Below are 13,619 nucleotides of genomic sequence, written 5' to 3' on the forward strand. Positions count from 1 at the left end.
ATTTACAACTCCTCATAACGCTCGAACACAATATCATCTATTTTAATTTCATTTGAGTTTTCAGTATTATCTACAACTAATTTGATATTTTCATTTATAACTTGTTCATTTTTGTTTTGAACTTCTTCTTCAAATGTTTCCTTTAAACCACCCTCAATAACAAATAAATTTCTAGTAGCTCTATCCTTAAGACGTTGTTTTAGTAATACCTCTTCAGCCTCTAATGAATTTAAGAAATCAGTTATCATCTTTGCTGTAACACCAGTTTTCTTTTCACTAAGTTTCGCTCTAGTTTTTAATTCTTGAAAAGCTATATTAAGTTCCTTTTCTGTTCTATTCTTTAATACGTTATATTTTTCAGATTTGAGCTCAATCCATCTCTTATTAATATACGCATACCCAACTCCCATATTAAATGGATCATACCTTACTTGGACTGAGGTGTTCTCAATTTGACCATTTCGAAAAGATGAATGCCAATAATAAAATCTATTTATTTTCACACCATAACCAGGAATAACTTTCGCTGTACCTTTTCTAGTACTAGGTAATGTTAAAATACGGAATACCTCATCATAGGCTATTCTTGTAGCATTTCTTTCTCCACCTTTTAAAATGCTATTTTCATACATATTTTGAGGAGTTGCACCTATTCCGCTGTGTTCAGTTTTATCGTAAATTTCATAAGCCCATCTACTTAAGTATTCATAAAGCTTTTCCAATGTCCAGATTGCTAAATTCTTTGGATTAACATTTTTTGAAACTTGCCTAACATTCTTTGTTAGTTGCGTGTTTCCAGTTAGATTATAAATGAACATTTGGTTTGTTGTTCCAAATAATCTTTCGATTACGCTTCCATATCTCGGTTTAGACCCAGGTCTTATCTTCTTAGTACAATAATTCCTACTTAGCAGTGTATCAAAATAAACACTATTAAAATCTTTACCACCATCAACTACTATTGTGCTTGGGAATCTTGAGTGTTTTTTTACACATTCTCGTAGTACCATCATATTGCTTCTATAGCTAGGTGGATCAAATGAAATATATAAAGCCAAAATTCTTCTTGAATAAGCATCAATTAAAAATGTTAACCATGGTCTACCTAAGTTCTTTCCTGTAATAGAACATACTAATTCAATGTCGAGTTGGGTATGATCGATATGACATATTTCAAAGACACGATCACCATGCCTAGGTGTGTCAAAGTTTAAATACAAACTAAATTCTCCATTATTATATGCTGCTTTATCTCCTTTTCTTTTTTTATCCTGTTCATGCCTAGGGGTTTTGTGAACATTTTTTGTAAATGTAAAGTAACATGGCGGATTAAGATGATTTTTATAACATTCCTGCTCAAATTTTAAATATACTGACCTCATAGTGCTTTGTTTTAAATTCTCATAATTATCTTGTATGAATTTTTCCATTAATGTTTGTAAATCTCTATCTAGCCTTTGAGTTTTATTTCCTTTTTTATTTTCCTTAGACAACAAACCTACATATCCGTTTCCAAACTTTTTTTCAGCGTCTCTGTAACTTTTTATCCAGTTGTAAATAGTTCTATCAGTGACAACTTCTTTGTTATTTCCTAAGTTCACTGTTTTATTAATGTATGGAAGTATAATATTATATTTTTTATTTGCATCTTCCAAATCTTTTAAACTTGCGCTATTTAATAGCTCAATTTCTTCATTTTGAATGGTATCTATTTTTGAAAGACCTTTAATTTTCCCTTCTTTAATAAAATACTCTAGTGTTGTAATAGGAATTTCGGTTGTACTGTCCGCTGACTTAAGATATACATTATTTAACCCTACATTAATAATTTCCCATTCTACATCATCCCAAAGTAATTTTTCACCAGATTGTAATTTAAAAGAAATTGTATTTTCAGGACCTTCACTAGCACTTGAAGAAACCATGTTTTTATAGGCTTCTTTATATTCTTTATTAATATAAAGTCGTGCTGAATAATCCGGTATTACTTCATTGTTTGTATCAATGTAAAGCTCTCCTAATATTAATAAACTATAAATATCATCTGCTTTAAAATTATCTTCTAACTCGAGAAAATTATTAAGTGTAATACCCGGGTTAAGAGCAGCTACTTTTAAGATTCCCCTTATAACATTATCTTCAACAGATAACTCATTTGCTTTTAAAATAAAGTCTTCTAGAAACTTTACATTCCTAATAAATTTTCGATTTAAATCCTTATCTGTCCTAATTCGGAAAGATAGCCCATACTTCTCAGCATATTTTTCCGCCGGAGGACATCTCCACACACCAAATTCATCAACAGAGTATCTATTTGGCCATTTCATAGATAATTTTATTAACTCTTCTTCTGTCTTCCATTCTTCCCAACCAATCCAGTTTTCTTCTATTACAAAGAAATCAGATGTATACAAATGACCTTTTTTTGTCCCTTTAATTAAATAATCAATTTTAAACGAGGGTGGTTGATCATAAAATTCTAGCACGTTAGAGCTCATCTCTTTTTCTATTATCCCAGCCAACTCAAGAGTATGACTCTCAAACTGTATAGTGAAACCCATTTTTTTACTTGGATAAGTACCTGGAACATTTTTCCCACCACTTCTGACCTTTCTTGCTGGGTCTGACTTACGAATTTTCACAACTTCGTTTATTGCTTCTCCACTCAGTTTTTTTGAGCTTAAAAATAGGTCTATACTCTGGATCAACTTAATCACCTCAAAGGATAAATTTAACTATTTATATAATTCTATATTTTTGTTAGAATTCCTCTTTTATTGTAATATTAGTATGGAAAAACAGGTCTACTTAATAAGTTTTTTCCACTTTAATGCAATATCTCTTTCTTTTATCAAATATGGCGCGTTAAGAATCGCTTCAACTTTTCTTCTACTGGGGTATATGTTTCTGCTTTCTAGTCTTTTAATAGCATTTGATAATTCATTTTCTGCATTTTCCTGTCTAGTAGACTTCTTTAGTTTTAAGTATTCAGTATAAATTTCTACAATTTTTTTGCTTTCTTCTGGATATTTCAAGTATAACAGTCGCCTATCACACCCAATATACTCTGCGATACTTTTTAGTGATTTTGGTGAATCTACATAATCTTCATTTATGTAATTATTTAAGTAACTTTTTATAAAGACATGATCATGTTTTTTACTTACGCTCTTATTGCAGTATATTTGAACATTTTTATCAATTATTGAATTTTGTAATGGCATTTTTTCAAGAAAATCCGTAATTGTTATTTCTAATTTTATACATATTAATACTAAGGATTTTAAGATGGGTATACTCTCTCCTCTTAGCCAATATCTAAAGGTGGACTTAGATATTCCAAAGTACTCAGCTGCTTTATTTACATTACTTTCAAAGTAGTTTGTCACGTAATATTTCAATGCTTCGGATATGGTATCTCTTTGATAGACTCTAGAATTTCCTAACATGTTTGTTACTTGATTAACCATTTTTAAATCTTCTTCATTTGGTTTAGTTGAATTCTTATTAACAACCCCAACCCATTTTTCACACTTAGAACAATATCCTGGACTACTTTTTCTAGAGATAACCTGCATCTTCTTACCACAAAAAGGACATTGGTTAACTAATTGAACTCTGTGTATCGGGCAATAGTTTACTATTTTCAACGTCCATATTAATTGATCGTAAATAACTAAACCTTTATATAACGCATCTAAATAACAATTTGGACACCAAGCCTTTTCCGTCCTTAATAATCCCTTTGTAGGTAAGATGTTCGTCCATGAATTTAACGTTAATCTAACTAAATCGTTCCTACCTGTTAATTTAGAAATAACTCTTATAAAATCAGTTGCTAGGGTACCGATTCCATTTATTCCATTAGAAGAATCGTAAAATCCATCCCCACCCTTATCTGCAATATTATTTATATATTTTTTATCCAGTAATGGAGTTATAATCTTTGAAAATAATGTGCCTTGTGCAACATTATGATTTAATGCTAGCCTTGAAATATACCCTGATAATGATTCTCTCAATTCTGTGTTTATTCCTATTGGTTCTAAGTTATAAAGTAAACTCCTTGAGGGTACTTTACACGTATGAGTATGATTAATCAATCTATACACCCCTAAAATTTATTAGGGTTATTTTATCTATTAACTAAAAATTTATTCTAAACCAATAATCAAAAAAACCCACCTTTTGGGTGGGGTGTTTTTTGAAGCTTTCATTATAACTTTTTATTCATTTTAATATCAATTTCACAAGTTTTGATAATCCATAACATTAACTACAAATGAGTCATCATATGTACTACCGACAAAATTCCAATTCATCATAGCTTCTTTTCTCCGTTACTTGAAAAAGGATTGAACTTTTAAAGCAACTTCTTTTGATTTAAACTCAATAGATGAAAGCCTTTCAATGTCTACCCACATTGGCAAATACGTTCCTCAGTTTCTATTCTCGTCTGTATACTCTTCACTTTGTCCAGTTCCGAATGTCCCATCAATAATCTCAGAAAGGAAAAAATATTGAGATTCGTTAAATTCAACTTGTGCAATGCACTCATTAATATTAACTTTTACTCCCAATTCTTCTAAGACTTCTCTTTTAGCATCCCCTATAGGTGTCTCTCCTTCTTCTATTCCACCACCAAGAAATACATAGTATACGGAACCTTCTCTAATCTCTTTAATCAGTCCGACCTTTCTATTTTCAATTAATCCCTTATGAATTTACATATTAAATAAAACTCTAGTTTAGTCAAAAAGACCAGTAACAATCTTTTTATTGTGGTAAAGCATCCATTAAGTATAATTATTCACATTTCAGTTATGTCATTTTTTCAAAGTCTTACTTTAACAGTGCATACATAAGTAAATCATCAAATTTTCCGCAAGTAAATTCATAATTTCTCAAAAAAGTCCTTCTTTTATAAATCCCTTTCTTTCTAATAACTTTTGTGATGAAATATTAGGGGGTTCAATTAATGCTTGAACCCGTTGAAGATTCAATTGTTCAAATCCGAATTGAATTACTGCTTCAAACGCCTCACTTGCAATGCCTTTTCCCCAGTATTCTTTACTTAACTCATAACCAACTTCAGAACGGCCATCCTGTAGAACTATGTTTAGAAAACCACAACTACAAATAACCCTTCCTTTTCCTTTGAGGGTAATTACCCATCTTATTCCGGTTTTCTTTTCAAATATTGATTTATACCAAGAAATTTCATCTAAAGTTGAGTAATTATTAAAAGGCACAATAAACAGAATATGTCCGCTTATTGTGCCATTTTCCGTGTAAAAATTCCGATTGTCCCCTTAAAGAACCTTCCCCATGATTACTTTCCAAACTTAATCAAAACTCCATAGCCAAGAGTTTTATTTTTCAATACTAACCCGTAGCTTTCTACATCTTCAGGTACTTTAAATTCTAAAACGGCACGCATTTTTCCATCTTCACGTTCAAGCAACCATTCTTCGTTCTCCCAGCCTTCTACTTCTAATATGGTAACTTTTTCTGGAGAATAGGATTCTTCACCATGAATTAGTGTAAAGTTGCGCTTTGGTTGAATATCGTAATCCGAATCACGTACTTCAAACGTAAACTCAATTGCGACAGCTTTCATTCCAGATTCAGCTATAACTAACGTGCTCTCCACTTCTTTTGCTGCGTAGAATAACTGATTACCCCATCCAACATCTTCACTAGTTTGACTAGAGTTAAACTGGAACAAATAATCATCAACACCTATTAGGGTAATCTCGTCATCCGCATCATCAGCGTTCACATTTTGCTCATCCGTATCCTTTGGCTCCTTAACCGAAGCTTCTCCTTCTGTTGGGCTGAATGCGTACTCTACTTCATTTCCATCGTTTGCTTGTTCAATATTAGGTGCAACCTTGATCATCGTCATCAAAAAGGTCCCCACTAATAATACAGATGTTGAAATGACAACCCATTTCAATCGTTTTTCCACTGCTTTCCGATTGGTAATATTTCCTCCCATCCCTTGATTAGGAATAATTCGAACTGCTCGTTCTGCTGGGAAGATTGTTCCAATAACCCCAATCACCACCGGGATTAATCCAGTTGCTAATATAAACCCAATTTCTTCTGCAGGGAAAGCTCCATACAGTCCCCACATGATTATAAATGCAAGGCTTAGACCGATTAATGCAGCAAATAATCCACTAAAGACTCCTTCGGCCAAGATTAACCTACGAATACTCCACCTTTTCCATCCAATAGCCTGTAGTAGTGAAATTTCCTCGCGTCTTTCGGATACATTTTGCCACATGATCTCCGCTGTCGTTAAAATGGCAATGACTAAGGATACGAGGATTGCAACGTAATGGGCTGGTCCTATTTCTAATGCAACATATTCTCCTAGTAAAGAGGTGTACATAATGCCTCGTAATCGGAATGTAATGTATAAAAACACAGCCAAGAGAGCCGTTGGTAACGATATCGAAATAACCGATAGAAAACTTCTCTTCCATTTTCCAATAAAATGATTAAAAGCCATCCGGTTAATTCCTTTAGTTTGAAAAATCCGCTTACTTTTACCTGAAATTTCTCCAGTTCGCATTGCTTCGTAAGGGGAAATATTACGGGTTAATAGCATTGGTATGAATGATCCGAACACATATACAATGAACCCAAATAACCCAGTCCACAAGAAACGATTAAAGGATATGGTTGCATCACTCGAAATATAAACAAATCCGAGCATCATCCAAGAAGTTACCGCCACAAAAATACCGATTATACTAGATTCAAAGAATAATAACCGACTCAACTGCCTTGGTCGCCAGCCAATGGAAAGTAATACAGCAAATTCTTTTCTTCTAGCAAGTAAGTTGACAATTCCAGAAGCCCAAACATAAACAATTGCAACAGCAATGACACTGCCAACGACACCGGAAAAGCCAATTTTTGTTTCCTTAAATATTGAAATGGAAGAACCGATATTTACCCATGGTTGCTGTAACCACCCAATATCCTCCCCACCATTTAATCCCGGAACATAAGAGAGTGCTAATTGTGGGGATGAACCAAGCGTGATATCCGTTATAAGCCCTGTTCTATTCTCAATCTCGCTTGCAACTTGTTCTAATATTGCTTGACTTTCATCACTTAAATCCGCAACTCCTGCGACTTTAATGCGGATTGCCGAAATCGGCTTTTCACCAAGTATATTTGCAGCTGCCTCTATCGTCGTTAACATTCCTGGTGGATCGGTTAAAAAGCTATATGGATCCCCTGTAGGCTTTAATTGTTTTGGTGGATTGATTGGATTTCCATTGACATCCATGACATACTCAGCGCTTGCCGGACGATAGGTTTCCATTGGCAATTCCGTTGTTGGATCCATCGAAATTGCTAAATTACTGGCTTCGTAAAATCCTATCCAATTTGGCTTCATACGTGGTAAATCCAAGTAGTCCTCTGCAATTAATTTCGGCTCTCGAAATGTTTCCTTATTCTGATAGACCCCAACAGTATCTGCATTGTTTTGAAAAGGAACGACTTGATAGGTATATGGCCATCGATCGGCATATGGACTTGAGATTTCTTGATACTCTAACGGGCTCGGCTTAAACACAATGCCTGATACATCTTCATCTACGTGAGAAGTAATTTCTAGTGGATCCTCAACTTCACTCTTTTCCTCTTCGTTTTCCTCTAATACGATAACCTCTCCCGTTTCCCAATCTACTCCAGTCATCCTGTTAATAAACGCATGAAACGTCTCTTTTCCAGTAACGGAAAATGTGTCGACTACTTCACCACTTAATGTGTCCAGATAGTCCTCTCCGCCATTTTCCCTTACTTTATTCATTACGGCATCTGCATTCTCTTCATTAATTTCGATGTCCAATTTTTCAAATGTAATCTGTTCCAATTTATCCACGTAGGCTGTTTTATTAACAATAATTGGAATTTCGTGATACCCTTTGTCTTCATCGAAATAATATGTATCACTATCAACAAAATACCTACTGGTTCCTAATTCCATGATGGCTTCATCTAATCCAACTAACTTCGCTTCTTGTTCTGGATCAATTCCAGCCAAAAGAGACTGGCCATCAACTAAAAAATCTAGATATGGGGCAGCAACCCCATATTCCGACCCCTTATTCTTAAGATCCCAAACGTTAATTGGGAAGTAGTAATTTCTTATTTCTGTTTCCTCTCCTATTCCATTATTTACCGTTGTCTTCATTATTCTTCTATAAATACCTGGCTCAGATAATTCAACTTGGCCATAATTCACGGAATATGATGTATATCCGAGCATCGCAATCGGAGCTGCAACCTCTATACCCGGTATAGCTTTAATTGTTTCGTATTGTTCAAGACTAATTCCCCCACTTAAGCCACTTAAGTAGTTGGGCTCTAACAATTTTTTATTCTCGGTCACACTCCGAGTTCCTTCAGGTCGAACAACAATATCATACGAAGCAGTCCATCGGTTCTGTAGCGTATCAACAATGGTTCCTTTATTCGTTTCTGATAAACCAATCAAATATGTTAAACCAGCACTAACAATAAAGGCACCGATAATTAGCAGAATGAACCTTTCCTTTCGCCTCCACCAATTTTGCCAAATAAATCGAATCACGGTGTTGCACCTACTTTGTCCGAAAGCATGATACCATCCTTCATCGTAATGATACGATTTGCTTTAGCTGCTAGTGCTGGATCGTGGGTTACAAATAGGACACCACAGCCTTCTTGTTCATTTAATTCTCTTAATAAATCATAAATCCGTTCTCCTGTTTCCGTGTCCAAATTACCCGTTGGCTCATCGGCAAGTAACCAGCTAGGTTTATGTACAATTGCGCGGGCAATAGCAACTCGCTGTTGTTGTCCTCCTGATAATTGAGACGGAAGTGAATTCTCTTTATCCTGAAGTCCTACTTGTTCAAGAACTTCTATTGCTCGTTCTAATTTGTTGTATGGAACTTTTCTCGAAAACAGTGGGGTCAGTACGTTTTCTAATGCGGTTAATGTCGGCAGTAGATGAAATTGTTGAAAGATAAACCCTATTTCTTGGAAGCGAAAATCCGCAATTTTACTTTTGCTTTTCTTTAATATTTCTTCATTGTCATAGGCTATCGTACCCTCACTTGGCTTATCTAGCGTGCCAAGAAGACTTAGTAATGTAGATTTACCAGAACCTGATGGACCAATTATTGCGGTGAATTCCCCCTTCATAAATGACAAATTAACATCCCGCAATGCTATTGTTTTGGTACCATCACCTTCATAGAACCGAGTAAGATTTTTGCATTCAATCATATTCACCAATGTCAAGCCCCCTTTAAACTGAAATTGATTTCCTATTTGTTTTTTCATTAAGTAGCATATTGTTAAGGACATGCATATTCTTTATATAACTACTTAGGACAACGGTACCATTTTCATCAATTAGTACACCATGTGGCACAGTTCTTATAAAATATAAAGAAGTAATCTGATTAGATCGTATATAAATAATATTATCATTCAGTTGTTTGGTAATATGGGCATCGTTTGATAGATTATCACTATTAATTAACAAGAAATTAATATCATAATTCGATGAAATACTATTTAAATCACCCAATAATGATTTACATGTAGGGCAATTAGTGTTTATAAATAGTATAAAGGTTCTCTTCTTACTAATAATATTCTTTGATATTATTTTATCTCCGTTATTACTAAATGTTCTAAAGAAAGGCGCTTGATCGCCTATATCTAAAGTCTCTAGTTGAATCCCTTTAATACTCTGTATTTGTTTCAAAAAGTTACTATTATACTTTAAAATGTAATAAAGTATTCCTAATTCTGCAGTTAATAATACTAAAATTATTATTGATACAATATCATTCCACATTTTTAATTTACCTCCAAATGAAAGATTTTTAATACTTTCTCTAGAATTTTTTTACCATCTAGAAACTCTTTAACAATAGCCCAAATCAATACTAGCCAAATTGATAATCCAATGAGAACGGATGTATCATAAAAATTTAATTGGGATAACGTATATTCATTATTTAAAAAAACAAATAAATACACTAAAACTAGCAAAGAATTCCTAATAACCAGACCGAAATTTAAATTACTACTTTCAAAAACACTACCGCAACCACATGACATATTTACATTTCCCCTAACTAGATTTATAACTATAGCAGTAGTGTATACAATTAATAATGATAGAAATACAAATAGGTTGTAATAATTTGCTCCCTTGAAAAGCAGCGATACGCAAATATAAAATTCAGCAATTATCATTAATATTGTTATAGGCTTTATTAAAGAGTTATGAAGAATTCTATAATTTATTACAGTATTTATATGTGTATTCCAGTGTAAAACTTTATCTGTTGCTGTCAATAAAAATAATATTACTATTATTATTGATATTAAATTAACAAGATATATCATCTTATTTCAGCCTCCCTTATATTCGTTTCGGAATACCACTGTTTTTGGTGCTCGTACAAGGTATAATACTCCCCCTCCAATTGAATTAATTCTTCATGTGATCCGCTTTCAACAATTTCACCATCCTTTAAAACAATAATTTCGTCAGCAAATCTAGTAGCAGCAAGCCTATGGGTAATAAATACAATAGATTGAGTTGCACTTGTAGTGTTAAATAGAGATTCGATTAGTTCTAACTCACTTTTCGGATCCAGTGCAGAAGTTGGTTCATCTAAAAAAACAATATCTCCATTTCGAAAAAGAGTTCTTGTTAGAGCTAACTTCTGCCATTGACCACCAGAAAATTCATTTCCTTTAGAAAATAATCTTCCTAAAATACTCTCGTATTGATTTGGTAACCCCATAATGTAAGAATGGATTCCAGTTTTGATCGCGGCTTCCTGCATTTCTTTATCTTTATGAGACTCGTGAATTTTACCAAAGCTGATATTTTCTTTCGCTGTGAATTCATACCTGTTAAAGTTCTGACTTAATACTGCAATACGATCATGATAAGATTTTATGTCTACCTCTTCTAAATCAATATCGTTAACTTTGACTGCGTTCTTCGTAAGGTATAAACCCGTTAAACACTTTAATAAAGTAGTTTTTCCAGAGCCATTAACACCCACAATCGCTATTTTTTTCCCCTGCGGAATACTTATATTTACGTCTTTTAGAATATATTTTGGAGAATTAGGATATTTAAACGACAATCCGGAAACTTCCAAGTTAATAACTTTATTAATTTTTTTCTTTGCGCTATAGTTGATCTCTTCTAAGCCCAAGAAACGTTTGAAATCGCCTATTAAAAAACTTGATTCATAGATATCCGATAGTGAGCCGGTAACAGTGTTCAGCGTTCCTTGAATCCTGTGTATCGATTGCAGTATCGCAACAAAACTTCCAATTAAAATAACTCCCCTCAATATTAAGAGTATTGCGAACAAACCCGATAGAAAATAGACAACCATTTGAATTACCTGCGTTAACATTAACCACTTATTTTGGCTAATCAATATTCTTAAATTATTTGTTGCACTTGTTTGGTAACTACTAATCCATTTTTGGATCAAAAAGTCCTCTATTGAATAGAGTCTAATTTCATGTAAGGAATTTGGCTTATTAAGAAGATCATTAATATAGTATTCTTTTCTACCAAATGGTGTCAGAAATTTAAATAACTCATATTTCTTCCTTCCAAACTTAAATTGCACGACAATTAAAGGAATTGTTCCTACCAATAGTAATGGACCAAACCACCAACTAATTGTCATAAGATAAACTAGAATTCCTATTAAGGACATAATATTTGAAAAAAAATCTACTCCACTATTTGTCATTTGTATTATTTTTGTATCATTCGCGTTCACTCTATTAAGCGTGTTTTGAAAATCATGATCTTCAAACATTTCATATGGAAGCATTTGTTGTTTATTAAATAAATTTTTCTTAAAATCTAATTTAAAAACGTCTTTCATCTTTTGTTCAACAACCATAGAGACTTTTTGTAAAAAGAAAGTAGATAAAGTAATTAAGACCTCTAAAATAAAGTAAAATAGTACATCTCTAATCTGTCCACCAGTGGTTATAAAAGTGCTAATACTATCAATGAGTCTCTCTGTACACCATATTAAGGTAACTGGTAATGCAGCTGATAATAACTTTATTAGCATCAACAATATAAACTGCTTTTTACAAACCTTCCAGGTTAATTTGTTGGCGTAGAAATATGAGGTTAACGTATTTTTAATTATCTTCATAATGGTTTCTTCTTCCTTATCGAAATTTTAATATTTTGAAAGTCTTTACATCTTTTACTATATATAATATAATGAAAAATGTAAATAATTAGAATAAAAATACTTTGTTAAGGGGTAAGAATATGTTTATACTTAGTATTTTAATTTACCTATTAATAATCCTTTCCTTCCTATTTGTATTCCTACTATATAAAAAGTTACTAACATGGAATTATCAGTATAAAATATACTTAGAAACCATAAAGAAAGGTAGACAAAATAATAGAGAAAACGAGCATCCTTTGATTGGGAAAATAGCCCCTGACTTTGAAGCAATTTCAAAAAGAAATAATAAAAAAATAAAACTAGAAAACCTATCTCAAGATAATCTAGTACTTATTTTTCTTGATTCTAGTTGTATATACTGTGATCATAACTTGGAATTGTTTCTTAATGAAACACGTAACTATCCTTCGATTCGATTTGCTGTAGTGATGAATGAAGGTGAAATGTCAGAAGCTGATGCACTTTTTAACTTATATGAAATGGATGTTGAAGTTCTTATTGTGAAGGAGCAAACATTTATTGATTATCAAATAAAATTTTGGCCATCTTTTGTTCATATTAATAAAACCAATATGATTCAGAACATTACACCAATACCAACATTTATATTCCAAGAAGTTAAAACTGCCTAATCTTGCTAATAGCTTTTGCTTCTTTAACAAGCCGAAGTTATATAGAAATAAATTGTTGGAGGGGGGGATAGGAATGAGTCGTCCAATTTGTGACAGTACCAGTAATATGTATACTTACTATTACTGCGATTATGATTATATGTGTCATATGACAGAAAGAGCCAATGCACGTTTCCGCAAAAGAGTAGACAAAGACTACGGAGATGTATGTGAGGACGTAGCAATTGCTTGCCCTTGCTAATATTTTTAAACAAATGTCTAAAAAGAGAAAGTACCTTGGTAATTACGACTAAGGTACTTTCTTTTATGTGTAATGGAAATGAAGCGAAAATACTTAATTTGTAATTCGGGAATTCTTAAAAGGAAAGGAAGGTGGAATAGAAATGAATAGTCGTCCAATTTGTGGAGATGTTAGATATATGCATACTTACTACTATTGCGCATATGAATATGGTTGTGATCTGCGAGGATTTAAAGCAAAATACCGCAAAAGAGTAGACTTCTTAGGTGATGTATGTGAGAACAAAGCAATTGCTTGCCCTTGCTAATATTTTAAACAAATTTACAAGTAAGCGCCAAATAGTCCACACCTACTTTTCAGATGTGGACTAATGTTATGATTTATTTAGCTTGATTAGGCACTCTGCATTCCTTTGGAGTAGCTGGTGACCAAGGCAAGAGCTGATCTAGCTTGGATTTATCT

9 protein-coding genes and 1 pseudogene are annotated in these 13,619 nt (G+C 33.0%); 1 reads left to right on the forward strand and 9 read right to left on the reverse strand.

Going from position 1 to position 13,619, the window contains the following annotated elements:
- Window positions 1–2 precede the first annotated feature (2 nt).
- The 9 genes and pseudogenes from IEV35_RS10620 to IEV35_RS10660 form a co-directional block, all read right to left on the reverse strand.
- Window positions 3–2,708: a TnsB C-terminal domain-containing protein gene (locus IEV35_RS10620; protein ID WP_188384633.1), complete on the reverse strand. Its 2,706-nt coding sequence runs from the start codon at window positions 2,706–2,708 to the stop codon at window positions 3–5.
- A 96-nt stretch (window positions 2,709–2,804) separates the two neighbouring features.
- Entirely contained in the window at window positions 2,805–4,103 is a 1,299-nt protein-coding gene (locus IEV35_RS10625) for a TniQ family protein (protein ID WP_188384634.1), read from the reverse strand.
- A gap of 336 nt (window positions 4,104–4,439) precedes the next feature.
- Window positions 4,440–4,724, reverse strand: a complete 285-nt coding sequence (locus tag IEV35_RS20320) for an NUDIX domain-containing protein (protein WP_308419782.1) — start codon at window positions 4,722–4,724, stop codon at window positions 4,440–4,442.
- A 118-nt stretch (window positions 4,725–4,842) separates the two neighbouring features.
- A pseudogene (locus IEV35_RS10635) lies at window positions 4,843–5,228 on the reverse strand (GNAT family N-acetyltransferase); the annotation flags it as partial.
- A 104-nt stretch (window positions 5,229–5,332) separates the two neighbouring features.
- Window positions 5,333–8,620 (reverse strand): ABC transporter permease, encoded by a 3,288-nt coding sequence (locus IEV35_RS10640; RefSeq protein WP_188384635.1) that lies wholly within the window; start codon window positions 8,618–8,620, stop codon window positions 5,333–5,335.
- Window positions 8,617–9,309: an ABC transporter ATP-binding protein gene (locus IEV35_RS10645; RefSeq protein ID WP_188384636.1), complete on the reverse strand. Its 693-nt coding sequence runs from the start codon at window positions 9,307–9,309 to the stop codon at window positions 8,617–8,619. Before IEV35_RS10645 ends, IEV35_RS10640 begins: the two co-directional genes overlap by 4 nt.
- Window positions 9,310–9,322: 13 nt before the next feature.
- Window positions 9,323–9,880: a TlpA family protein disulfide reductase gene (locus IEV35_RS10650; RefSeq protein ID WP_188384637.1), complete on the reverse strand. Its 558-nt coding sequence runs from the start codon at window positions 9,878–9,880 to the stop codon at window positions 9,323–9,325.
- A 2-nt stretch (window positions 9,881–9,882) separates the two neighbouring features.
- Window positions 9,883–10,437, reverse strand: coding sequence for a MauE/DoxX family redox-associated membrane protein (locus IEV35_RS10655; RefSeq protein ID WP_188384638.1), 555 nt, complete (start codon window positions 10,435–10,437; stop codon window positions 9,883–9,885).
- Window positions 10,434–12,239 carry an ABC transporter ATP-binding protein gene (locus tag IEV35_RS10660; protein WP_188384639.1) on the reverse strand — a complete coding sequence of 602 codons (1,806 nt, stop codon included), beginning with the start codon at window positions 12,237–12,239 and terminating at the stop codon, window positions 10,434–10,436. Before IEV35_RS10660 ends, IEV35_RS10655 begins: the two co-directional genes overlap by 4 nt.
- Before the next feature lie 122 nt (window positions 12,240–12,361).
- Here IEV35_RS10660 and IEV35_RS10665 point away from each other — a divergent pair, with 122 nt between their 5' ends.
- Window positions 12,362–12,916, forward strand: a complete 555-nt coding sequence (locus IEV35_RS10665) for a hypothetical protein (protein WP_188384640.1) — start codon at window positions 12,362–12,364, stop codon at window positions 12,914–12,916.
- Window positions 12,917–13,619 lie beyond the last annotated feature (703 nt).

It is taken from the genome of Ornithinibacillus halotolerans (assembly GCF_014637405.1).
In the GTDB taxonomy this organism is placed as follows: domain Bacteria; phylum Bacillota; class Bacilli; order Bacillales; family Amphibacillaceae; genus Ornithinibacillus; species Ornithinibacillus halotolerans.

Bases quoted from the DNA above. Each gene is read 5' to 3' on its own strand.
- IEV35_RS10650 (WP_188384637.1), bottom strand. From the start codon at position 9,880: ATGTGGAATGATATTGTATCAATAATAATTTTAGTATTATTAACTGCA.
- IEV35_RS10655 (WP_188384638.1), bottom strand. From the start codon at position 10,437: ATGATATATCTTGTTAATTTAATATCAATAATAATAGTAATATTATTT.
- IEV35_RS10660 (WP_188384639.1), bottom strand. From the start codon at position 12,239: ATGAAGATAATTAAAAATACGTTAACCTCATATTTCTACGCCAACAAA.
- IEV35_RS10665 (WP_188384640.1), top strand. From the start codon at position 12,362: ATGTTTATACTTAGTATTTTAATTTACCTATTAATAATCCTTTCCTTC.